The sequence below is a fragment of the Ruminococcus sp. YE71 genome (genome assembly GCF_900119155.1).
In the GTDB taxonomy this organism is placed as follows: domain Bacteria; phylum Bacillota; class Clostridia; order Oscillospirales; family Ruminococcaceae; genus YE71.
On record NZ_FPIR01000005.1, the window covers coordinates 84,632 to 107,113 of the forward strand.

At 54.1% G+C, this 22,482-nt stretch carries 18 protein-coding genes; 8 read left to right on the forward strand and 10 right to left on the reverse strand.

Annotated features, from left to right (window positions below):
* Positions 1 to 9: 9 nt before the first annotated feature.
* Together BT142_RS06210 and BT142_RS06215 are read right to left on the reverse strand one after the other, a co-directional pair.
* Positions 10 to 495 carry a hypothetical protein gene (locus tag BT142_RS06210; RefSeq protein WP_072417345.1) on the reverse strand — a complete coding sequence of 162 codons (486 nt, stop codon included), beginning with the start codon at positions 493 to 495 and terminating at the stop codon, positions 10 to 12.
* Positions 492 to 1,424, reverse strand: a complete 933-nt coding sequence (locus tag BT142_RS06215; protein ID WP_072417346.1) for a hypothetical protein — start codon at positions 1,422 to 1,424, stop codon at positions 492 to 494. Before BT142_RS06215 ends, BT142_RS06210 begins: the two co-directional genes overlap by 4 nt.
* A gap of 158 nt (positions 1,425 to 1,582) precedes the next feature.
* Between BT142_RS06215 and BT142_RS06220 the strand changes: the two genes are divergently transcribed.
* From BT142_RS06220 to BT142_RS06230, 3 genes are read left to right on the forward strand one after another with little or no spacing between them, the layout of a single operon-like run.
* Positions 1,583 to 2,551, forward strand: coding sequence for an AAA family ATPase (locus BT142_RS06220; protein WP_072417347.1), 969 nt, complete (start codon positions 1,583 to 1,585; stop codon positions 2,549 to 2,551).
* An 11-nt stretch (positions 2,552 to 2,562) separates the two neighbouring features.
* A complete protein-coding gene (locus BT142_RS06225) occupies positions 2,563 to 3,753 on the forward strand; it encodes a DUF58 domain-containing protein (protein ID WP_072417348.1) in 1,191 nt (396 codons plus the stop codon).
* 15 nt (positions 3,754 to 3,768) lie between these two features.
* The gene (locus BT142_RS06230; protein ID WP_072417349.1) at positions 3,769 to 6,408 is read left to right on the forward strand and encodes a transglutaminase-like domain-containing protein; all 2,640 of its coding nucleotides are present in this window, start codon (positions 3,769 to 3,771) and stop codon (positions 6,406 to 6,408) included.
* A 103-nt stretch (positions 6,409 to 6,511) separates the two neighbouring features.
* Here the strand turns inward: BT142_RS06230 and BT142_RS06235 are convergent, their stop codons facing one another.
* The 6 genes from BT142_RS06235 to BT142_RS06260 form a co-directional block, all read right to left on the reverse strand.
* A complete protein-coding gene (locus tag BT142_RS06235; RefSeq protein ID WP_072417350.1) occupies positions 6,512 to 6,721 on the reverse strand; it encodes a hypothetical protein in 210 nt (69 codons plus the stop codon).
* 1 nt (position 6,722) lies between these two features.
* The gene (gene scfB / locus BT142_RS06240) at positions 6,723 to 8,093 is read right to left on the reverse strand and encodes a thioether cross-link-forming SCIFF peptide maturase (protein ID WP_072417351.1); all 1,371 of its coding nucleotides are present in this window, start codon (positions 8,091 to 8,093) and stop codon (positions 6,723 to 6,725) included.
* A 66-nt stretch (positions 8,094 to 8,159) separates the two neighbouring features.
* A complete protein-coding gene (scfA, locus tag BT142_RS06245) occupies positions 8,160 to 8,303 on the reverse strand; it encodes a six-cysteine ranthipeptide SCIFF (RefSeq protein WP_072417352.1) in 144 nt (47 codons plus the stop codon).
* Between the two features lie 97 nt (positions 8,304 to 8,400).
* Positions 8,401 to 8,805, reverse strand: a complete 405-nt coding sequence (locus BT142_RS06250; protein ID WP_072417353.1) for a TIGR04086 family membrane protein — start codon at positions 8,803 to 8,805, stop codon at positions 8,401 to 8,403.
* 100 nt (positions 8,806 to 8,905) lie between these two features.
* On the reverse strand, positions 8,906 to 10,510 hold the full coding sequence (locus BT142_RS06255) for a hypothetical protein (protein ID WP_072417354.1): 1,605 nt from the start codon (positions 10,508 to 10,510) through the stop codon (positions 8,906 to 8,908).
* A gap of 167 nt (positions 10,511 to 10,677) precedes the next feature.
* Positions 10,678 to 12,078: a hypothetical protein gene (locus BT142_RS06260; RefSeq protein ID WP_072417355.1), complete on the reverse strand. Its 1,401-nt coding sequence runs from the start codon at positions 12,076 to 12,078 to the stop codon at positions 10,678 to 10,680.
* A 547-nt stretch (positions 12,079 to 12,625) separates the two neighbouring features.
* Between BT142_RS06260 and BT142_RS06265 the strand changes: the two genes are divergently transcribed.
* Positions 12,626 to 14,563, forward strand: coding sequence for an alpha-glucuronidase (locus BT142_RS06265; RefSeq protein ID WP_072417356.1), 1,938 nt, complete (start codon positions 12,626 to 12,628; stop codon positions 14,561 to 14,563).
* Positions 14,564 to 14,966: 403 nt separating this feature from the next.
* Here BT142_RS06265 and BT142_RS06270 read toward each other — a convergent pair whose 3' ends face one another.
* Positions 14,967 to 15,833, reverse strand: coding sequence for a helix-turn-helix transcriptional regulator (locus tag BT142_RS06270; RefSeq protein ID WP_072417357.1), 867 nt, complete (start codon positions 15,831 to 15,833; stop codon positions 14,967 to 14,969).
* Between the two features lie 228 nt (positions 15,834 to 16,061).
* Here BT142_RS06270 and BT142_RS06275 point away from each other — a divergent pair, with 228 nt between their 5' ends.
* Complete coding sequence (locus BT142_RS06275; RefSeq protein WP_072417358.1) at positions 16,062 to 17,915, forward strand: sialate O-acetylesterase; 1,854 nt, start codon at positions 16,062 to 16,064, stop codon at positions 17,913 to 17,915.
* 74 nt (positions 17,916 to 17,989) lie between these two features.
* Complete coding sequence (locus BT142_RS06280; protein ID WP_084659356.1) at positions 17,990 to 19,423, forward strand: serpin family protein; 1,434 nt, start codon at positions 17,990 to 17,992, stop codon at positions 19,421 to 19,423.
* Positions 19,424 to 19,477: 54 nt separating this feature from the next.
* Here the strand turns inward: BT142_RS06280 and BT142_RS06285 are convergent, their stop codons facing one another.
* Positions 19,478 to 21,148 (reverse strand): GGDEF domain-containing phosphodiesterase, encoded by a 1,671-nt coding sequence (locus BT142_RS06285; RefSeq protein WP_084659357.1) that lies wholly within the window; start codon positions 21,146 to 21,148, stop codon positions 19,478 to 19,480.
* A 257-nt stretch (positions 21,149 to 21,405) separates the two neighbouring features.
* Between BT142_RS06285 and BT142_RS06290 the strand changes: the two genes are divergently transcribed.
* Together BT142_RS06290 and BT142_RS06295 are read left to right on the forward strand one after the other, a co-directional pair.
* Entirely contained in the window at positions 21,406 to 21,807 is a 402-nt protein-coding gene (locus BT142_RS06290) for a VOC family protein (RefSeq protein WP_072417481.1), read from the forward strand.
* A 22-nt stretch (positions 21,808 to 21,829) separates the two neighbouring features.
* Complete coding sequence (locus tag BT142_RS06295; RefSeq protein ID WP_072417361.1) at positions 21,830 to 22,081, forward strand: heavy-metal-associated domain-containing protein; 252 nt, start codon at positions 21,830 to 21,832, stop codon at positions 22,079 to 22,081.
* Positions 22,082 to 22,482 lie beyond the last annotated feature (401 nt).

Here is a 22,482-nt window from a genome sequence, read left to right on the forward strand (position 1 = left end):
ACGCACTCCTTATATCAGCATCACCGCGAAAAGAATACCGCACAGCACGCCCAGTCTGCGGGATAGTGACGCTTTCTTTTCGGCTGTCGGGCGCTCGGTCTCACGCCTGCGCTCGAAATAGGCTCTCACCGCCTTCAGCCGTTTCAGCTCCGACAGCCTGTCCGCCGAACCCACCTGCGAAAAGTACATTTTCAGACGTTCCAGGTCGGCGGATGTGTAGCCGTCGGTGTTGTCGGCAAGCTGTGAGAGGGTGTCGGACGCTCCGGAGCCTTCGGGCAAGCTGTCCAGAAAAATGGGCAGCTTGTCCGAGGTTCGGCGCAGCTCGTCCAGCATATCCCTCACGTCGGGGGCTTCGTGTTCCATTATCAGCTCCAGCTGCAACAGCAGGTCGGCGGTTATATCCAGCAGTCTTACGCCGCCCATGAACGCCGCCGCAAAGGCTTCCCCCGTGACCGCGCCGCACACTATCAGCATGAGCATACCTATCAGCTTCATTCTTTCAGGCGGCTGAATGAGACTACCCTGCCGCACATACTTCCCGTCCCGAGTATCGCCGCATAATCGAACACGCGCTCCTTTATGAGCCTGCCCGACGCTCTGCGGCGTTTAAGCGATTCGAGGTCGGGAGCGTGAGCGGTACAGACCAGCTTCACGCCAGAATTCACCGCGTATTCGAGGGCGGCTATGTCCTCTTTCGAGCCTATCTCGTCGCAGACCACTATCTCGGGGGAGAGAGTCCGCACCGCCGTCATAACTGCGTCGGCTTTCGGGTAGCCGTCGAAAACGTCGCATCTTGCGCCGATGTCATTCTGAGGGACACTGCCGCTCATACAGGCGAGCTCGCCGCGCTCGTCGATGACGCAGACGCGGTATCTTTCGCCCAGCCTGCGGCAGAGGTCGCGGAGCATCGTCGTCTTTCCGCCCGAGGGGGGCGACGCGATGATGAGGGATGCCGCACCCTCGGAAAAAGCCTGCTCATACAGCTTGTCCGAACACCCCGTCACCTGCTTTGCGATACGCAGCACCACCGAGGATATGTTCTTCACCGAGGTGAGTTCCCTGCCTGAAGGGTCGCAGACAGCGGTCCCGCAGAAGCCTGCTCTGCTTCCGCCCGAAACGGTTATCCAGCCCTGTGCCGCCTCCCGCGGATGAGCGTGTACCGAACCCCTGAACGCCGCCGTGAACACCTCTCTGACTTCCTCGGGCGAAACGCTCACGGCGCTTTCGGCGGAGTTCATCAGTCTGCCGTCGGAGGTTATGAAGTACTCCTTCCCGTAAAGCACCGCCGAAAGATACCGCCCCGAGCGGAGCCGTATCTCGGTCATTTTGCCGCGTTCGGCAGCCGCCACGCTCATCACCGCGTCCCGAAGACGCTCGGGGAGAAGCTCGCAGACCTGTGCCGAAGCCGTGTTTGTTTTTACCATCCAGCCCACTTCCTTTCGCATAGTAGAATATATGCGGACAGGCTGAAAGATATTACTGCAAATTCACGATACTTTTCGCACCAAATCACTTGAAATTTCTCTTGATATGTGTTATAATATTTTTGTATGTTATTTTTTTATATAAAGGAGATATTATCATGCAGAATGAGCTGACAACAGAACAGAAACAGGTCCTCGACACCTGCCACAAGGTGATACGGGAGATCAAGAAGGTCATCATCGGCAAGGACGACATCATCATCAAGGTGCTGCTTTCGATACTCGCAGGCGGTCACGTCCTTATCGAGGATATCCCCGGAGTCGGAAAGACCACACTCGCCATCGCGCTGTCAAAGGCGCTTTCCCTCGACTACAAGCGAGTGCAGTTCACCCCCGACGTACTGCCGACCGACATCACGGGATTCATGACCCTCAACCGTGAGACAAACAAATTCGAGTACAAGAAGGGCGCGGCTATCACCAACCTCTTCCTTGCTGACGAGATCAACCGTACCTCCTCGAAAACGCAGTCGGCGCTTCTTGAGATAATGGAAGAAGGCAGGGTAACGGTGGACGGCACTACATACGACCTCCCCGACCCGTACATAGTCATCGCAACACAGAACCCCATCGGTTCAATCGGTACGCAGATGCTCCCCGAGTCGCAGATGGACAGATTCATCGTCAGACTTACGATGGGCTACCCCTCGCTGCAAAATGAGATAGATATGCTCAAATCCAAGCAGCGTCAGGTCTCCACCGACGAGGTAATGCCCGTGGCTTCCGCCGCCGCGCTCGCAAAGGCGGTCAGGGTCACCGACGAGGTTTACGTTTCCGACCCCGTGTTCGAATACATCGCACAGCTTGCAGCCGCTACGAGAAAGCACCCGTTCATAAAGCTCGGTCTTTCGCCGAGAGGTACCATCGCACTGCTCAAGATGACAAAGGCGACAGCTCTTCTCAACGGCAGAGACTTCGCGCTGCCCGACGACACCCTCTACGCTTTCAACGAGGTCTGCGGACACAGGATACTCCTCAACTCCAAAGCAAAGCTCAGCGGTGCGGATGTGAGCTACGTCCTCGGCGAAGTGATAAACTCCGTTCCCGTTCCTAAGGTAAGGGCGTAAGGAGCGAGGGCATGGTATTCGTATACATTCTTCTGCTCATCATTTCGGTGTTTTTCTATATACTCTATGAGGGAGTCATCTCCCTTATGCTGCTGTGCTTTCTGGTGCTGCTGCCGACGGTGCTCATCATCTGCGGTCTTGCCGCAAAGTCGGGCATCAGAGCCGAGCTCGCACTTCCGCTGAACTCGGGCAGCGCGGGTCAGAACATACCCGTGAACGTGAACATCACCAACCACAGCATTATCCCCGTGCCCTGCGCCGAGATAACTCTCAGCTACATAATCTCGTCCTCGGGCAGCAGGGAAAAGGTAAAGATAAGCACCCCCATCTTCCCGAAGAACACACAGCGGCTTGAAACGACGTTCAGCTCGGCACACCTCGGCAGCGTTGTGGTGAAGGTCGAGAAGATAAAGATATTCGATATACTCAGGCTGACGAGAATGAAGCTCTCGAAAAAACAGATAGCCTGCACCAACAACGAGATAATGATACTCCCCGAGACACTGGAGCTTGCGAACCCCGTCCACGACTACTCGGATTCGGGGCTCGACAGCGACGTTTACTCGCAGGACAAACCGGGCGACGACCCCTCGGAGATATTCGCGCTGAGAGAGTACGCCGACGGCGACAAGCTCTCACGCATACACTGGAAACTGACTGCAAAGACCGACACCCTCATGGTGAAGGACTACTCGCTGCCCCTTGCGGATTCCTGTCTGCTGTTGGCGGACACCTACATCCCGAACGATATGCCGAAGGGCTCGGACATATACGACACCATCATACAAATGACGGTCTCACTATCGGCTCTGCTGAACAGCAACGAGATACGCCACCGAGTGGCAGGCTACAGCACTGTTACCGAACAGCTTGAGGAATTGCAGGTCAGCGACGACAACTCGATGATAGCTTCGGCTTCGATGCTGCTCAAATGCGGCACGCCCGACAGGGGCGACCTGACGGTCATCACACTGACTTCCGAGGAATTCGGGCAGGCAAGGTTCGGACACGCGGTGCTGATATGCGCTTCATGTTCGGACGCGGCCGCGGAATCGCTCACCACCTCGGGCATAGCGGGAAGATACACCATCCTTGTCTGCACTTCTGACAGGGACAGGGTGACGCTCCCCGATACCGAATGCGAGACATACATAGTAGAACACGACAGTGCCGAGCAGTGCATTTCCGAGCTCAGCCTGTAAGGAGAAATAGAAGGAATGAGAAGAAAGAAAAAAAAGGCTGCTTCCGACGGCAGGATACAATGCAAAAACGGTATCTCGCTGAAGGGAGACATAAGCTTCAGACTGAACGGCAGACCTACGTCGTTCTTTGCGCTGATACAGTTCGCAGTTACTGCGGTATCGGCGTTCTCGGTACTGTTCATGCTGGAGAGCTTCCTTAACGGCGAGAGCGGCAGATACTTCATATCCAACACGACCGCCGTCAGCATGGCGATATTCATCACAGCTTCGGCTGCCGTCATCTCGACTATGCAGCAGAGGTTCTTCAAGGTGCTGGGAGTCGCGGTACTGGCTGTGAACGCGGGATATATCACCTACAACATATCATCGGCGGTCAGGGGATTCATGATGACCGCCTATCTCTACAGCAAGAGGGCGAGCTTTTCGACGCCGCTGTTCGCACATGAGATAACCCATGTGACACAGGCCGACCTTGAAATGTTCTTCCTGGCGGCGGCATTTCTGGTGACGCTCACCATCTCCACCTCCTGCATTTACTTCATCAACTTCCCGCTGCTGTTCATCGAGACTTTCCCGATGTTCGAGCTGGGTACTTTCTGGGGCTGGGAGCCTTACATATGGACTACTGTCGGCATGGTCGGCTGCTGGGTCATCGTGCTCTCGCTCAGTCTCATCAACCACACCACCCGACGCAAGAACAGCGGCAGCACTTTCGCGGTCTACCTGCGGAAAAAGACCTACTACCTGACGAACGACGACCTCAAACGGCGGTTCTTCACGTCGGCCTCGACCTTCACGGTCATCGTCATGGCGCTGGTGTTCACCGTTACGGCAGTGTTCGCTTCGGTAACCGACAACTACCGCCCCGACAGCTTCAGGGAACTGAGGCGAAATCTATCGCTGGGATTCAGGGACTTCACCAACAACGTATCGGAGAAGATCGAGAACGGCGGTCTGGAGATACCCGGACGCAGCAAGGCGGTGGGCGGCACCAACGGCGGCAAGCTCGGACTGTACAACGAGATACAGTTCAAGGGCACGACCGCCCTCGGAGTCACTGTGGACGGGCCTTTCACAAAGCCGATGTATCTGCGCGGCTACTGCGGCGAAAAATACCGCGACAACTGCTGGGATCCCCTCAAGGCCGACAAGGACGTTCTTGCGAAGTTCAAGGTCAACAGCAATACCATCCTTGACTACGGCTACCTGCAATACAAGGGTTCGCCAAAGGTCGATTCGGGCAAGTTCAGCGATTCAAACAGCCTGAAGATCACCTGCGTGAACGCCAACGATGACCTCATCTACGCCCCCTACAGCACCTACTACACGGGCACGACGGTGGCGAAGGAACAGGACTTCGACGGAATGATCTCGCCCGAGAAAAACAAGAAACGCTACGAGACCATATACGCTCAGCCCTCTTTCGACAGCTGGGATGAGTGTATCTCTCAGCTCATTGACTATGCGGTGGGCGGTTACTACAACGACGCCAACACTTTCTACGACAGCTTCGTGTACGACAAGAGTTCGGAAGCCTACCTGAACGTTCCCGAATCGCTGAGACCCACCCTCGACGCGATCATCAATGAGATCGGCATCGACCCTGCAAACGACTCAGTGCTGACCAAGCACGAGAAGATCTGCGAGTATTTCAGGTACAACTTCACCTACGATACTGCGCCGGGCGTCACACCCGAGAACGAGGACTTCATAAAGTACTTCCTCACCGAACAGAAGAAGGGCTACTGCACCTACTTCGCTTCGGCAGGCGTTATGCTGATGCGTGAGCTGGGAGTCCCTGCGAGATACGTAGAGGGCTATGTTATCGAACCCGAGCAGTTCAATCCCGACAATCTCCGCATAGGTGTCACCGACCGCTGCGCTCATGCGTGGTGCGAGATATTCATCCCGGGGTACGGCTGGTATCCCATGGAGTTCACCAACAGCTACGTGGACAACTACAACCCTAACCTCACCGACAGGGAACGCAATATCGTCAAGGACGAAAGCTCCAGCAAGCCCGAGAAGAAGAACGACAGCAGCTCGAAACCCGCTGTGAACAAGCCGAAGGACAGCAGTTCTTCGATGGCGGATATTTCCGCTTCGCCGTCCTCTGTCAAGGATATGAACCAGAAGCCGAAGTCCTCGGGCACGGGCGGAAACGGCAACGGTCACGGCCCCGGCACGGAAGAGGGTTCGCCCTTCACAATCAGCAGGACGCAGGCGGTATACATCGGCGCGATGGGCTTCGTTATACTGGCGGCTCTGGTGTGCATCGTGGTGCGCCGCAAGAGCAAGCTCGAAAAGCTCGAACGGGCGGTCAACAGCAGGAACAGCACCACTTCGGTCATCAGCTGCTACACCGCATTTCTCGAATACATCGCACTGCTCGGCATCGACATGGGGGACAACCTCACCGACGTGCAGCTCTCCAAACGGCTCAGCGGCGACCTCGAAAAGTGGTCTCCCGGGCTCAGCAGCAAGTTCATGGAAGTCTCCGAACCTGCCATCATCGCCTACATGAGCAGCGCCCCCGCCACCGAAGAGGAGGCGGCAAGGTCACGCACAGCCCTCAAAAACGCCCGCACCGAAATCTACGATATGCTGACCACTTCCAAAAAACTCAACGCCAAATGGCTCTGCGGACTGTACTGATTTTTGTACAGTTGATCCCGAGTTTACCGAGGTCACCCCAAGAATAACAGCAGGCAACAGCAAAAAAGATACCCGTGAGGAAAAGATCCTCACGGGTATTTGTTTATTTCTTTATGGTGACGCCGTATTTTTCGCAGAAAGCGTCGATATCGTCCTGTGCACGTACAAGTTCGGTGTATTTCAGCTTTCGGGTGTTCGGGTCGAAGAAACCGATGGTCTTTTCGCCCGTGCAGGTGCTCGACTCGATGCGGACTTCAAGACCCTCGCAGTCGGCGGGCGGCTTGCGCGGCTTGTCCTTTCTGAACAGGCTCATGTCATTCTGCCGAATCGAGCAGCTTCTCAGCCTTGAGGGCTATCGCGCACTCAACTCTGTGGCGCTCGATCTCGCAGGAAAGCTCGTGAGAAGTGCGGATGTCGCCCTTGTAGAGGTAGTTGTTCGCGTTGCAGCCGCCCGAGCAGTAGAACTTAGCCCAGCAGTCGCGGCAGGCAGGCTTGGAGTAAACGTGGGCGCTGGCGAAGTCGTTCTTCATGGCGGTGTCAAAGCTGCCGTCGTGGACGTTGCCCATCTTATAATCGTCGATGCCGACGAACTGGTGGCAGGGGTAGATGTCGCCGTCGGGAGAGATAGCCACATACTCATTTCCGCAGCCGCAACCCTTGAGACGCTTGATGACGCAGGGTCCCTGATCGAGATCCATCATGAAGTGGAAGAAGTTGATGAACTTACCCTGAGCGGTGATCTCGCGGATCTTGTTGGCAAGGCGGTCATACTCCTCGAAGATGCGGGGCAGGTCGGCAGCGGTGATAGCATAGGGCTCGGTCTCGGGGGACATTACGGGCTCAACGCTGATCTGCTCGAAGCCCTCGTTGTAAAGGCTCATCACGTCCTCGGCGAAATCGAGGTTGTACTTGGTGAAGGTGCCGCGGACATACCAGTCCTTGTCGCCGCGTCCTGCGACCAGCTTCTTGTACTTGTCGATGAAGATGTCGTAGGTGCCCTTGCCGTTGACGGTCTTTCTCACGCGGTCGTTTATCTCGCGTCTGCCGTCAACCGAAAGAACGACGTTGTACATCTCCTTGTTAAGGAACTCGGTTATCTCGTCGTTGAGAAGGATGCCGTTGGTGGTGAGGGTGAACTTGATGTTCTTGTCGTGGAGCTTTTCCTGCTCGCGGGCGTACTCGACCACCTGCTTTACGACCTCAAAGTTCATCAGCGGTTCGCCGCCGAAAAAGTCTATTTCGAGTGCCTTGCGGTTAGCGGACTTCTCGATAAGGAAGTCTATCGCCTTCTTGCCCGTCTCGAAGCTCATGAGCATCCTGCCCTTGCCGTAGTCGCCCTTGCTTGCGAAGCAGTAGTCGCAGCGCATATTGCAGTCCTGCGAGATGAGCAGGCAGAGCGCCTTGACAGGGGACGCCACCGACGTCTGAGCGTACTTCTCGTAGTCGTCCTCTGAGAAGAGTATCTTATCGTCGGCAAGGGACTTCAGCTCGGCGTAGACCTCGCGGATATCCTCCTCAGGGTACTTGCCCAAAAGCTCCCTGACTGCCGCCTCGGGACATTCGTCGGTGAGGGGCTCGGTCACATAGTCGAGCAGGTCGTAGGTCAGCTCGTCGATAACGTGAACGCCGCCGCTGTTGACATCAAGAACGAAATACATCCCGTTCTGTATAAATTTATGTATCATAAAAACCTCCATAGAAAAAAAATGTGACATTCAAGGAATGTCACATCGGCTGTTCTGTTTTGCTGCTTAGTCTTCCTTAGCGCACTTCTGGTTAGCAACAGTGCAGGAAGTCTTGCAAGCCGACTGGCAGGAAGCCTGGCAGTTACCGCAGCCGCCCTTTGCAGCGCTCTGCTTGAGGTTAGCCTTATTGATGGTCTTGATATGCTTCATGGTTCATACCTCCAATGTTTATTTTCTCTATTATACCATATTTCGGGCAGTATCATATTAATATTTTGTGAACGCTGTATAAATCTTCTTTTTCGATTCATTTCAGCCTGAACCGCGTGCCGCCAGAATTCACTCCGACGATGCCGCCCATCCCCGCCGAAACGAGCGATATGACCAGCTTTGTGGTCGCCGAGAATCCGCCTGCCGCACCTGCAAAAACGTAGGAACAGACAAATATCACCCCGAACACCCCGAGTCCGCAGAGCAGACCCATGAGCAGACCGTTCTGACGGCGTCTGCGGGAAGCCACGTATCCTCCGACGTATGCGCCCACCGCAAGCGCCGCCGAGGTCAGCACCGAGAGCACCCTGTCGCCCACATCGACCTTCGTTATCACGAACCCGATAAGCAGTATCACCGCGAACAGAGCCGCCGACCCTGCCGCTGCCGAGAGCACCGCCGTAAGAAGATTTTCCGCTGCCCTGCTGCGTCTTTTTCTCATCGCTATCACCTCATAGGATAATATGCGGCGTGAGCGGAGAATATGCAAAAAAGCGTCCCCGCAAAGCCAACGGGAACGCTCTATGTGTGCCGTGAACGGCTTACTTTCTCTTTCTTGCAACAACGAATACGCTTGCTGCAACTACCATCATCGCACCGCCGATGCCTGCCGCGCTGCCCGTGTTAGCAACGCCTGTGCCTGTCGTCACGCTTGAGGTGGAGCTTGTGCTGCTCGAAGAAACCGAGCTTGTCGCGGAAGAAGTTGAACTGCTGTCAGCCTGCGAGCTGCTGTCGGCAGCGGAAGAGCTGTCGGCAACGGAGCTGCTGTCTGCTACAGAAGAACTGTCAGCCACGGAAGAACTGTCAGCCACGGAAGAGCTATCGGTTTCGGAAGAACTGTCGTCTTTGCTGACCTTCTTCACCTTGAGAGCAAGCTTCTGCATATCCTTGGTGTCGGTAACGGTAAGACCTGTATCGCCCACCAGCTCGTACTCATTACTGTCTATCTCAACAGTGTAATCGCCCGCGGGGATGTTGTAAAGAGTCAGACCCTCGGTGCTGTATTCCATGTGAGTGTCAATTCGGTAACCTGCCTGCTTTGCATTGATACTGCCCGAGGTACAGTTCATGTAGCGGAATCCGCATCTGAAAGGCGCATCCTTCTTAGCCCAGATATAGAAGTTGCCTTCGTCATCGGGAATGCAGGCGCTGATGACAGCGTTGTTCTCGAAGCAGTAGGAGAAGATGTTGTCCTCACCTGTTACGGAATCGGGAACGGTGGTTTTGAGATTATAGTTTTTATCGTAATATGTCAAATTGAAATCATCATCAATACCAAGGTAGCTCAGAGCATACTTTGCGGGAACTTTGATCTTTACGTAAGTCTCGTCCTTATCGGAAACGAAGATTTCCTCGCTGTATACATTGGAACAGCCCATATGCCATACTTTGTACACACCCGGGTCGACATCGAAGGTAAGCGTCTCGCCGACGTGCTTACCGAAAACCACACCTTTTTTGAGCTCGCCTCCAATTTTAAGACCGGGGTAAGCCTCAGCATTATCGAGACTGGCCCAGGAATAAGTGTCATTCTTGCCTGCGTAGCTTTCATCTACATATACAACGACCTTGCCTGCGGGAACGACCATCTCGTCCACGACATCGTAGGGAAGCAAGGAGTCGTCGCTGACTAAGTACGAACTGTTGAGTCCGCAGATGAGCTTATTATAGTATGCCTTGTCGTTCTCGGCATCGTATACGTAGGTGTACGACTTATTACCTAACTCATTGACAGAGGGGTATTTTCCGAAATCGAACTCCTTTGAGAGATCGATGGGGTCGGCAACAGTGCTGAGGGTCGAATATTGGTACCAGCTGTCATCGGTATAGCTTGAGATATCAATGGCATCCTTAATGGCTATTGAAGCGAAATTTTTTGCGCCGCCATTCCAGGTCGCAACAGTTTCGCCGTTCTTTTTCAGAGAGAAGGTCACGTCCGAAAGGTCATAATCGCCTGTGTCGGAAGTGATGTTGAGGTAAGGCTTATTTACCTGAAAATCCTTCTTACCGAAGTAAGAGTAGCCCTCGGTATTCTTGTCGTAATCAGCAAGGTCAAAGTCATATGGCAGAGCGTTGGCGGAAAGAGCCATGCCCGAAGCGAGAGCAGCTGCCGAAAGACCTGCGATGATCCTTTTTACAGTTTTCATGTTCGTTTTTTCCTTTCTTGAGCCTGAATGCGAATGTCGTTCGCAAACGTTTATATATTGGCATTTTACCACAATTTGTCCCGATTGTCAATAACCGAAGCGCTGCAATTATTAACATATCATAAAGAATAGCGTCCCGCCAAAACAAAACGGGACGCATATGAAGATCATTTATCGAGTATTTCTTCGGCGTATTCGCGGAAAGCCCTGCAAATCTGGGGCTGCGTGAACACGAAACTCGCTTTCGGTTCTATCAGCGTGTTAAGGACCACCCTGTCCTCGCAGATGATGAGCTCGGAATCGTCGAGGGTATAGGCGCTCAGGATATTGTCGGGACGGGACTGGTCGAGGGTGTAGTTCATGATGCTGCGGCTCTCGGCAAGCAGCATGGCGAATGAGCTCTGGTGGAAGCTGATGGACGCATCATCGGTTAGGTAGTAGTAGTTGCACATATCCTCGAAGCCCTTGACGCAGCAGGACACGACGCATCCTCTGTCGGGGTCGATGAAGATGGTGTGGACGAATCTGTCGCCGCCTTTTTTGATGCAGTAGTACGGCTCGATAAGTCCCGAGATGTACAGAGGAAGCCAGCTGTTTATCGCGGACAGCAGCTCCGAAGCCTTAATCTCGCAGTTGTGTATCAGCTTGAGTTTGATGCCGCTCTTGACGCACTGATTTATGAGCGACAGCCAGATGGGACGGTACTCGCCCGACAGCCACTGGAGGTCTCTGTCGGAGTACATCCAGAGTTCCCTGCTGCCGCTGCGGACAGCAGTTCCGATGAATTTCACCATAGCGTTGCGCAGTCCCTCGGAGCCCTTGTAGACCTCTCGCACGTCGTTTAGCACGTTTTCGGTCACAATGTCCTCAAACTCGGGTATCTGACCCTCAAAATCGCTCGGGCAGACCTTTATGCACTCGATGAGCTGACGCACCGCAAGCACATCGGAATCAATGCCGCTGCTGAGCCATCTGACGATCTGCGAGGCGGCATTCTGCTCGGTTATCGGCTCCCCGAAGGACAGGAGCTCGCCCAGCCAGCCCAGCTTGTTCTGTTCGATGAGTTTTGAAGCGAGGGCGCTGCTGATATTGAACATCAGCTTCGAGCCTGCCTTAGGCACGCGCTCTCCCCTGCGGAAGCGGCTGATATACGACGCGTCGATGCTCAGCGCCTTGCTCAGGCGGCTGTTGGTGACATCGGCGAGCTTCATCAGGGCATCCAGCTTTTTGCCGAACACGGCAGCCTTATCGCGTTTGACTATCGAAGAAAGCTCTCTCGGGAGCTGGGGAGGACGGTCGTCGAACAGCCACTCGATGAGCTGTTTTTTTATGTCCGCACTGTTTCCCGTTCCCACGACAAGACAGAGCAGTTCGATAGTGCCGCTGGAATCGGCAAAGGCACATATACCGTCCGCGAGCTTGCTTATGGTAGGGCTCGTTCTGGGCGGCAGTCTCGCGCCGCTTTTGAGGCGGCTTATATTCGACGGTGAACATCCTGCACACCGCGAGATCTCGGTATTATCGGTATTGAGCAGGTCAAGCAGGAAACACAGCTTTTCACTCAGCATTTTCTCACGCTCCTTCCATATCAGTATCCCGACCCGGCTTTCTGTTATTAATCTGAAAACCGATGCTTATTAAAATAATAAACGGGATTAGGTATTAATTTATTATCATTTGTTATATTATAGCATATATTGCACACATTACGCAACCTTTTGGCATGATTTTGTCAATGACAATTGTATACAAATCGTTAAGCCAGAAATATTTTCTTCATAAAAAAGATCATCCGTGTTATTAAAGAGACCGAACGGCAATTGTCATCACCGTTCGGTCTCCTTACGCAAAATGTATTAAAATATGGGGAACTAACTCTCTTGCTGTCTCACTAAAACGATTATACCGCATTATTCCGTATTTTGCTTGCCGAAAATTGCGCTGAGCTACCCAAATATTGCTATATTCGCATAATGTAACAATAATCACCCACCCAATCGCAATAATCGGTTTGCGTTTTTATTTTAGTAATATTATAATTAGTATAGAATGAGATATCTGTCGTTTTCGGCACAGATGTCCCGACAGATCCACAGTTCCACGGAGGTGTCCTAAATGGAATTTTCACAGCTATGGCTCGGGATAAAGCCTTTGAAAGGATGCAGCATCAAGACCATCTCCATCGTCTGCAAGGAGCACGTAGAACAGGCGTGTGCGGCTGTGTGGGAGCTCAGGAACGAGCTTTCGGAGCTTCTGCCTGAGGTTTCCTTCGTCAGGGGCAGCGCCGATCTCAGCATCAAGCTGTCGATCGCGCCCCTCACCGAGCCCGAGAGCTACACCGTCACCTCGAACGGGACTTCGGCTTCGGTCACGGGCGGTTCGGGCGTGGGGATACTCTACGGAGTTTTCGCCCTGCTGAGAGGGATACGGCTGTACGGATTCGGCGAGTTTGAAGAGTGCGGGTCACCTACCTCGCCGCTGAGGATGCTCGACCACTGGGACAATATCGACGGCAGTATCGAGCGCGGTTATTCGGGGCGGTCGTTCTTCTTTAAGGACGGCGAACTTCTCATCAACGAGAGGACGGTCACATATGCGCGTCTGCTGGCTTCGGTGGGGATAAACGCCTGCGCGATAAACAACGTCAACGTCCGTTTCGGAGCCGAAATGCTCATCACCGAAAAGTACTACACAAAGCTGACATCGCTGATCGAGCTGTTCGGACGGTACGGGATAAAGCTCTACATCTGCGTGGATTTCTCCGCACCCATATCGGTGGGCGGCATCGCCACCGCCGACCCACTCGACCCTGCGGTGCAGTCCTGGTGGAGCGAACACTGTGCGAAGCTGTTCAGCCACGTCAAGGGACTGGGCGGTTTCCTCGTCAAAGCCGATTCCGAGGGTCGGCCGGGCCCCTACGCCTACGGACGCGACCACGCCGACGGGGCGAACCTTCTCGCGAAGGCGATAGCGCCCTACGGCGGAAAGGTTATCTGGAGAGCCTTCGTCTACAACTGTTCGCAGGACTGGCGGGACGAGAAGACCGACCGCGCCTGCTCGGCGTACGAGACCTTCAAGCCCCTCGACGGCAGGTTCGAGCCGAACGTCATCTTGCAGGTCAAGAACGGCCCGATGGATTTTCAGGTGCGTGAGCCCGTGCATCCGCTGTTCGGAGCGATGCCTAAAACCAACCTCATGGCGGAGCTTCAGCTCACGCAGGAGTACACGGGTCAGCAGAAGCACGTCTGCTGTCTGATTCCGATGTTCCGCAGTTTCCTCGATTCGCGTACCTGCTGTGACGCCGAAAACGACTCGGTGGGCGATGTCATCTGCGGTATCTCCGCGGTCTCGAACACGGGAGACGACTTCTGCTGGACGGGCAGTGAGCTTGCGGCGGCGAACCTCTACGGCTTCGGACGGCTGGCTTTCGACCGTTTCCTCACCGCCGAAAAGATCATCGCGGAGTGGTGCGCACTGACCTTCGAGGACGAGCTTGCGCGGCGGGTCACTGCCGAGATACTGCTCGGTTCGCACAAGGCTTACGAAGCCTACACGGTTCCGCTGGGTCTTGGCTGGATGTGCAAGCCGAACCACCACTACGGTCCCGACCCCTGGGGCTACGAATTCGACCGCTGGGGGACTTACAACCGCGCCGACCGAAACGCTGTCGGAGTTGACCGTTCGCACAGCGGAACGGGCTACGCTGCGCTGTACAACCCGCCCCTCGCAGAGGTGTACGACTCGGTGAACAGCTGTCCCGACGAGCTGCTGCTATTTTTCCATCGGGTGCCGTATGACCACAGACTGCACAGCGGAAAGACGGTCATTCAGCACATTTACGACGCGCATTTCGAGGGGTACGAGCAGGCGGAGCACTTCGCGGAGCTTTGGAAGACCCTCGAAGGCAGGATAGACGAGCGCACTTTCCGAAACGGCTGTGAGAGGTTCACAGAACAGCTCAGGTGCGCGAGAGAGTGGCGCGACATAGTCAACACCTTTTTCCACAGGCTGTCAGGCATCGACGACGAAAAAGGCAGAACGATATACCCGTAGATCACCAATTCGGTTGTGTATTGCCGCGAATGACGATTTACCGTACTGACTGCGTGATCTGCCGGGGAAAACCTTTCTGAAGAAAGGTTCTTCCCCAGACCCCTTTCCAAAGACTTCTGATTCTTTTTGGCAGGGGGCAGACGTTCTTTTAAAATGCGGCGAATATCCCCATTTTGCTATCTTTTTGGAAAAGCAGCTGCCCCCTGCCAAAAAGAATCAGAAGTTTTAGGGAGGGGGTTTGGGGGATGACCCTTTTTCAAAAGGGGCTCCCCCAATAAGTCACGCAGTCAGCACGGTAAATCGTCATTTGCAGCAATACATAACGAAATTGAGGTTCCGTAAAAAACAGACCCGAAAGCAGACGTCAGGGCGCTTTCGGGTCTGTTGTACGTATTTTCGGACATCAAACCGTATTATTTGCAGTGTTGTTTGCGGTGCGGAACAGCTTCCTGAACTCGGAAGGTGTACAGCCCTTTATCTCCTTGAACACGCGGTTGAAGGTAGTCAGGCTGGAAAAGCCCACCTGCATCGCCGCATCGGTCACGGACATATCCTCGTCAAGAAGCAGCAGCTCGGCAGCCTTGATGCGCCGCTGGTTCAGGTAGGTGATGAACGTAGTGGAGCTGTATTTCTTGAATATGCGCGAGAAATGGTATTTGCTGTAGCCTGCCAGGTCTGCCAGGTCGTCGAGCGTGATGTCGTACATATAGTTCTTCTCGATGTACTTGAGTATCATGCGGAACTTGTCGGCATACTTCTCGTCCTCGCCGAGACTTACGGCGCTGAGTTTGTACTCTTTTATCCTCGCCAGCATCGTGAGCAGCTTGATGTAGATATACACCTCGGTCACTTCGCCGAAGTCGGAATAGAGCGCGTAAATGTCCGCAAGGATGTTTGTCAGCGAGATAAGGAATTCGCTGTCGTATTCGGAATTGATGAGCACGGGCGTGCTCAGAAGCCCGTAAAGCTCGGACAATGCGGGATTGTCGCCGATGCTTCGGTTGTCGAACAGGAAGAACAGCCGCCTGCCTTTCTGCGCTTTCATCGAGTGGAGCGAACCTGCGGGGATGATAAGGATATCACGCTCGTTCAGCAGGTATTCGTTTCCGTCGCAGACCGCCGAGAAATGGTTGGTCAGCGGCATGATGATCTCGATGGCGTTGTGCCAGTGTACGGGATATTCTTCGTAGTCGATGTTGTCATAGATCAGTACGCTTCGGTTTTCGGTATAGTCAACAGTTTCATAGTCGCCGTCAAGATGTACTATCATAACGAATCGCCCCCCGATATTCAGATTTAATACATTATTGCGCGGATTTTTTTCTATACATCTTAAATTATACCATATTACGCCGATCATTTCAAGCAATTTTGTAAAAAATAGCGGAATTTTTCGTAAAAAAAGCAGTTTTTCCAGAAAAAAGCGCAACAAACGATAAGAAAAACCTATATCTTTGAGGTATAATTGAGATAAGAGACTATATCGGGAGTGATGGACATGAGTTTTTCGGTCATGAGGTATATCGCAGACGGGGCGGTATTGCAGTGCGGAGAGCCTTTTGAGCTGTTCGGACACAGCGAGCCCTCGGCTGAGGTCACGCTGACGCTGACGCATGGCGGAAAAGTGACCGCAAAAGTGACTTCGCGTGCGGACGACAGCGGCAGATTCACAGCGGTGATACCTGCTGTTTCGGGCGGTTTTGAGAGCTATGAGCTGGAGCTTCTCAGCGGCGGCGAACAGCTGTTCTTCACGGACATCCTGTTCGGCGAGGTGTTCCACATCTCGGGGCAGTCGAACATGGAGCTTCCGCTGAGGAGGACTTACCATCCCTTCAAGCCTTTTGAGCACCGCGAGTGCGGCTTTATCCGCGAGTTCAGAGTGCCCGTGGAGTGCTGTTTCACGCCCGACTATGAGGACGAGGACTTCCGCGGCGGCTATTGGATGAGAGCCGAGGGCGAGCAGATGCTCGGAATGAGCGGCGCTGGCTACTACTTTGCGCTGGTGCTGATGGACGAGCTGAAATGCCCTGTCGGTCTGCTGAACACCTCGGCAGGCGGATGCGCGATAGAGAGCCGTATGCCTGCCCCGATGCTTAGGGACATCGGCGGCTACGAGGACAGGCTCGGAAGCTATGCCGACCCCGACTTCATGAAAAACCGTGCCGACAGCGACGCCGCAGATATGCGCAGGTGGTACGAAACGCTCGGAAGGCTCGACAGAGTGGGGGAAACGGTCTTTGGCGAGGATTTCATTCCCGAAGGGCGGATGAACATACCGCTATATTTCCGCGAGACGGATGAGCTGAAAGGGTTCAGCGGTCGGGTGTGGATGAGGAAAAAGTTCGTCATCCACGAGAGCACCGAGCTTCGGGACGCGGAGCTGATACTCGGAAATATCATAGACAACGACCGCGCATACATCAACGGCGAAAAGGTCGGCGAAACGGGGTATATGTATCCGCCGAGATACTACCGCTTCGACCCTTCGGTGCTCAGACACGGCGAGAACACGGCGGTCGTCTGCATGGAGGTCAAGGGCGGCGACGGCGGATTCGTCCGCGGCAAGGACTACTGCCTGAAAGTCGGCGGCGAGGTCATCGACCTGTCGGGCGAGTGGGAGTACACCGCCGTCAGGACAGAGACGCTGAGCCCGTCGGTGTTCTTCCCCGAGCTCCCGATGGCGCTGTGGGCGGCGATGACCACGCCAGCATTCCGCGTGAACATCCGCGGTATGCTGTGGTATCAGGGTGAGACAAACACATGGCACCCCGAGAAGTACTTCGGGCTGTTCGCACGGTTCACGGAACTGGTTCGTGAGAGGTGCGGCAAGGAACTGCCCATCATCACCGTACAGCTCCCGAACTTCGCAGGTCACGGCGGGACGGTGGGCACGAACTGGGCGGTGCTGAGACTACAGCAGGAGAAATGCACCGAACTTCCGAACTGCGGCATGGCGGTGACAATCGGCTGCGGCGAGTCGAACGACCTGCACCCCATCGACAAAAAGACCGTCGGCGAACGGCTTGCATGGGAGACTCTGGAGCTGGTCTACGGCAGGAAGATGAAAGAAAAGAGCAGGTGCGTTTCGGCGGAGTGGTCGGACGGGAAAGTGACCCTGACGTTCAGCGCCGAGACAGAGCTCGTCAACTCCCCTGCCCTGTACTTCGAGGCGGTATGCGGCGGAAAGGCTGTTACCCTCGCCGCGGAAAAGACCTCGCCGCACACGGTGGTGCTCCCTTGCGCGGCTAAGCCCGAACAGGTCAGGTACGCTTTCAACGACGACCCCTCAGAGCCCGACCTGTTCAGCAGGGACGGTCTGCCCGTCGCGCCCTTTGTTTTCGACATCACTTGACTTCTGCAAAGAATCGTTGTATAATGGATAAAAACCATCACACGACAGATGCATAAAAAGCAAAGGAGGAACGAATGATGTTCAGGAACAACAAGGCTCTGGCGGCAATAATGTGCGCACTTGCGGTGAGTGCTTCCTCCTGCGGTTCGGTGGCGGAGAACGGCGAGTCGAAGAGCGAGACCACGACCACTGCGGCGACGGCCGCTCCGCAGACGGAGACCGAAACCGAGACCACAGCCACAGCCGCCGAAACGACCACAACGTCAAAAAACACCGAGCCCGAGGAAGTGCCCCCCGAGGAAAAGGACTCCGACGGCATCACCCCCTACACCGAAATAAAGCCCTGCATGAAGAACGGCGAGTTCGCGGCCGCCATGACGCAGTTCACGGCCGACCTTTACAGACAGACCACAATCTACGGCGAAAGCGTCGGAAAGGGTGCGCTGGCAGGCGAGAACGACCTTATCTCGGGGTGCTCGGCGATGCTTGCTTTCGGGATGTGCGCCAACGGCATGGACGGCAACACCCTCGAAGAAACGCTGACCGCCCTCAGGATGAAAGACCTCGACACCCTCAACTCCAACGCGGGAACGCTGATGAGCAAGTTTGAGGGGGAGGACGCTGTGATGAAAGCCGCCAACGGCATCTGGATAAACAGTGAGCATACCTTCAAGACCAAGCAGGATTATCTTGACTTCTGCGCGGAGAAGTTCAAGTCGGATGTGAATTTCAAGCCTTTCAACGACACGACCAAGGATGAGATAAACAGCTGGGTCAGCGACAAGACCCACGGCATGATACCGAGCGTAATCGACTCCTTCGACGACGATCAGGTCATGGCTCTGATAAACTGCATCTGCTTCGAGGACACATGGCAGGATCAGATAGAGGAAGAGAACGTCAACGACGGCATCTTCAAGGCTGCGGACGGCAGCGAGCAAAAATGTCAGATGCTCCACGGAGGCGAGAAAAGCTACAACAGCAACGATACCTTCGAGGGTTTCGTGAAGAAGTATTCCGACTCGGATTTCTACTTCGCGGCCATGCTCCCGTATGAGGGCGTGACCATCGACCAGGCGATAAACTCGCTGTCGGCGGAGAGCATCGCGGATTTCCTCTACCGAAAGAACGATAATGTAGATGTGAATTACCGTATTCCCGAATTCACATACGACTACGACACTTCCCTTTCGGAGAGCATGATGGGGCTCGGCTGTCTCGAAGCCTTTGAAAGCGGCAATTTCCACAAGATGCTCGAATACAGCGATGAAAACGGCGAGACGGTGAACATCTCCAGCTCTCTGCAAAAGACCCACATCGAGTTCGACCGCCACGGCACAAAGGCTGCTGCTGCGACTCATGTTGGTGTCACGGCTGCGGGGGCGGCTATCAAGCCCGTGCGCCAGAAAAAGACCATCGTGTTCGACAGACCGTTCATGTACATGATAGTATACCACGGCGAGGACGGAGATTTCCCCGTATTCATCGGCACGGTCAACAAGATATAACTGTACAGAAAATCACCCCGAAGCCGTTTCAGACTTCGGGGTGACGCTTTTTCTTCAAATATAGCACGGATACTCGGGGTTATCGAGCCGCGACTCGAACTCCTCAAGGGGCAGGGGCTTGTCGAAAAGGAAGCCCTGTGCAAGGTTGCAGTTGTTCTCGCGGAGGACCTTGAGCTGTCGGTGCGTCTCAACGCCCTCAGCCACACATTCGAGCCCAAGCTCGCGTGCCATTGCGACAACGTGCTTGAACATCACGCTGCGGGTGCTGTAGGGATCGTCCTTCTCGACGGGGAGAAAACTGCGGTCAACTTTCAGAACGTCCCACGGGATGTCGCGGATGAGGTTGAGGGACGAGTAGCCGATGCCGAAATCATCCACCGAGGTGTAGACGCCTTCCTGCTGGAGGCCGCCAACCACACGTTTCAGCGCGTTGAACTCGATGTCGGTGGTGGTCTCGGTAAGCTCGATCTCTATGTAGCGGTGGGGGATGCCCACGCTGTCGATAATGTTGGTGATGGTGCCGAGCAGGTCGGCGTTCATCATGTGCTTGCGCGAAAGGTTGACCGAGATTCGGACGACTTTCCTGCCCTCATCCAGCCAGCGGCGGATATCCTTGCAGACGTGTTCGAGCATATACAGGTCGAGACGGCAGATGTCGATGGTCTGTTCGAGCGCGGGGATGAAGTCCATCGGCGGTATGACCTCGCCGTCCCTGAACCATCGGCAGAGCGCTTCGGCACCGCAGAGCTCACCCGTATCGGTATTGACCTTCGGCTGGTAGAATACCTTGAATTCCTCGTTCCTGAGGGCTTCGGGGAAGAGTTTCTGCACGCGGCTGATACGCTCCTTGCGTGCAAGGAGCTCCTCGCTGAAATATACGATATTCTCGCCGCCGCTGCTCTGTGCGGAGTGCCCCGTCACGAGTATCTTTTCGAGCACCTCACCCTGGTCGTGGATGACCATCCCGTCGGGGATGACGAACACGCCCACCGACGAACTTACGATAACGGGCGTTTCGGCACTTTCATACCTGACGTTTGTCTCAGTCAGGTACTCCAGTATCGGGTCGAGGTTTTCCTTTCTGAAAAAAGCGATGAAATTGTCGCCGCCGAGACGGAACGTTCTGCCGTCCTCGCCGATGATCTTCGTCAGCCCTGCGAAATGGCTGTTCATTACCATGTCGCCTGCGACTCTGCCTATTTCCTGGTTGATAAGCCCGAAATGCCGCAGGTTGTAGTAAAGACCCACCATCCCGTCCATCTTGCCGACGCCGAGTTTTCCGTCAAGATAATGCCTGATACTGCGAAGATTCGGGTAGCCCGAGTCGTCGGTGAAGGACAGTTCCTCAACAAGACTGCGCAGTCTGTTGCGGCTGATATAGCTGACGGTGGAGCGCATGACGAGATCGACCTTGCGCAGCTCGTCCTCGTTCAGCGGGTCGGTATCGGGGGTCATATATACGTCCATCGTGACGATCGTCATGATACTGCTGACGATACGCACATGGTGAACGAGTTCATCCTCTTTGTGCAGGTCAAAACAGCACATCGTCTCGCCGACACCCATCATTTCCTCACGCGGATTGCGGTAGACCCTCGTCACGCCCTTTGACAGGCGAAACATCAGCGATATCTCTATCAGTATCTGCTCTATCCTTGAGACCTCCTGAGTATCGGTACCCGACATCTCGTAGATAAGCTCGGCGAACAATTCGTTAAATCTCATATCATTATTATAATCATCAGTCACTTCGATCAGCTCCCCTTTTTTTACGTGTTTGCCAGATAATTACAATCGATTCATTCTATATCTAATCATATTATAACATATTTTTCATAAAAAATCAAGTCTTTGGTAAAAAAATCAAATTTTCACTTAATTAACGCAATTTTCGGAGAAATCGAAAGAATTTCAGGCATAATTGACAAAAGCGGTCGGATGTGGTATCATATTAGAGAAAACTTTTTCGGAGGTCAGAGATGATGAGACTGGACGGATTCGGATTGCTGGTCAGGGACATGGGCAGGATGATACGGTTTTACAGGGACGTCCTCGGGTTTGAGATAAGCGAGAGCGAGGACACCTCGAACGTCTACCTGATAAAGGACGGCACACTGTTCCTGCTCTACGGCCGCGAAGATTTTGAAAAGATGACCCACAGGAAATACGAGTACCTCGGCGGAGTCAACGGTCATTCGGAGATAGCGCTCTACGTCGATACTTTTGAAGAGGTGGATGCAGAGTTCCGCAGGACGGTGGAAATGGGCGCCGAACCGATACTCGAACCCACCACCGAACCCTGGGGACAGCGTACCTGCTACATCGCAGACCCCGAGGGAAATCTGATCGAGATAGGCTCGTTCAACAGACCTTTCGGACGATAAAAAGAGAAAAGGAGTAATTGTTATGTTCAGAACTACCGCAAAGATCGAAGGCATGATGTGTACACACTGCGAGGCACACGTAACAAAGACGCTGACCGAAAAGCTCGGCGCACAGAAGGTCGAATCCTCGCACAAAAAAGGTGAGAGCATCATCATCTCAGAAACCGAACTCACACAGGCACAGCTCGAACATGCCCTCGAAGGCTCGGGCTACAAGGTAGTCTCATCCGAGTGCGCACCTTACGAAAAGAAAGGCCTTTTCGGGAAGAAGTGAGACTGAGCGTGGGGAGTGTGTATTGGGGGAAACCCTTTAGGAAAAGGGTTATCCCCCAAACCCCTTTCCTAAAACTTTTAATGCTTTTTGGCTTGTGGTGCTTCTTCCTGATTTTGTGCAGGTCGGGAAGAGCGGCGCTCTTCTCTTCAATTGTGCGTCACTTGCCAAAAAGACGTTCGTGAGAGCGTAACGCATCATTGAGCGTATTTTTCAAATGATCTCTCTTTAAGCGGTGATAATCTATCTTCCCGACCACACCAAACGATCGACATATTAAAAGTCTTTGGAATGGGGGCCGCCTTAGCTACGCACGGCAAGGGTAGAACCTTTCTTCAGAAAGGTTTCCCACGGCTGCGCAACGCTCCCCACCCTTTACAAACACAGCGTAATGTGGTACAATA

What these genes read in the sequence shown, in the direction of transcription:
- BT142_RS06210 (WP_072417345.1), bottom strand. Translation starts at nt 495, where the DNA reads ATGAAGCTGATAGGTATGCTCATGCTGATAGTGTGCGGCGCGGTCACG.
- BT142_RS06215 (WP_072417346.1), bottom strand. Translation starts at nt 1,424, where the DNA reads ATGGTAAAAACAAACACGGCTTCGGCACAGGTCTGCGAGCTTCTCCCC.
- BT142_RS06220 (WP_072417347.1), top strand. Translation starts at nt 1,583, where the DNA reads ATGCAGAATGAGCTGACAACAGAACAGAAACAGGTCCTCGACACCTGC.
- BT142_RS06225 (WP_072417348.1), top strand. Translation starts at nt 2,563, where the DNA reads ATGGTATTCGTATACATTCTTCTGCTCATCATTTCGGTGTTTTTCTAT.
- BT142_RS06230 (WP_072417349.1), top strand. Translation starts at nt 3,769, where the DNA reads ATGAGAAGAAAGAAAAAAAAGGCTGCTTCCGACGGCAGGATACAATGC.
- BT142_RS06235 (WP_072417350.1), bottom strand. Translation starts at nt 6,721, where the DNA reads ATGAGCCTGTTCAGAAAGGACAAGCCGCGCAAGCCGCCCGCCGACTGC.
- scfB (WP_072417351.1), bottom strand. Translation starts at nt 8,093, where the DNA reads ATGATACATAAATTTATACAGAACGGGATGTATTTCGTTCTTGATGTC.
- scfA (WP_072417352.1), bottom strand. Translation starts at nt 8,303, where the DNA reads ATGAAGCATATCAAGACCATCAATAAGGCTAACCTCAAGCAGAGCGCT.
- BT142_RS06250 (WP_072417353.1), bottom strand. Translation starts at nt 8,805, where the DNA reads ATGAGAAAAAGACGCAGCAGGGCAGCGGAAAATCTTCTTACGGCGGTG.
- BT142_RS06255 (WP_072417354.1), bottom strand. Translation starts at nt 10,510, where the DNA reads ATGAAAACTGTAAAAAGGATCATCGCAGGTCTTTCGGCAGCTGCTCTC.
- BT142_RS06260 (WP_072417355.1), bottom strand. Translation starts at nt 12,078, where the DNA reads ATGCTGAGTGAAAAGCTGTGTTTCCTGCTTGACCTGCTCAATACCGAT.
- BT142_RS06265 (WP_072417356.1), top strand. Translation starts at nt 12,626, where the DNA reads ATGGAATTTTCACAGCTATGGCTCGGGATAAAGCCTTTGAAAGGATGC.
- BT142_RS06270 (WP_072417357.1), bottom strand. Translation starts at nt 15,833, where the DNA reads ATGATAGTACATCTTGACGGCGACTATGAAACTGTTGACTATACCGAA.
- BT142_RS06275 (WP_072417358.1), top strand. Translation starts at nt 16,062, where the DNA reads ATGAGTTTTTCGGTCATGAGGTATATCGCAGACGGGGCGGTATTGCAG.
- BT142_RS06280 (WP_084659356.1), top strand. Translation starts at nt 17,990, where the DNA reads ATGATGTTCAGGAACAACAAGGCTCTGGCGGCAATAATGTGCGCACTT.
- BT142_RS06285 (WP_084659357.1), bottom strand. Translation starts at nt 21,148, where the DNA reads ATGAGATTTAACGAATTGTTCGCCGAGCTTATCTACGAGATGTCGGGT.
- BT142_RS06290 (WP_072417481.1), top strand. Translation starts at nt 21,406, where the DNA reads ATGAGACTGGACGGATTCGGATTGCTGGTCAGGGACATGGGCAGGATG.
- BT142_RS06295 (WP_072417361.1), top strand. Translation starts at nt 21,830, where the DNA reads ATGTTCAGAACTACCGCAAAGATCGAAGGCATGATGTGTACACACTGC.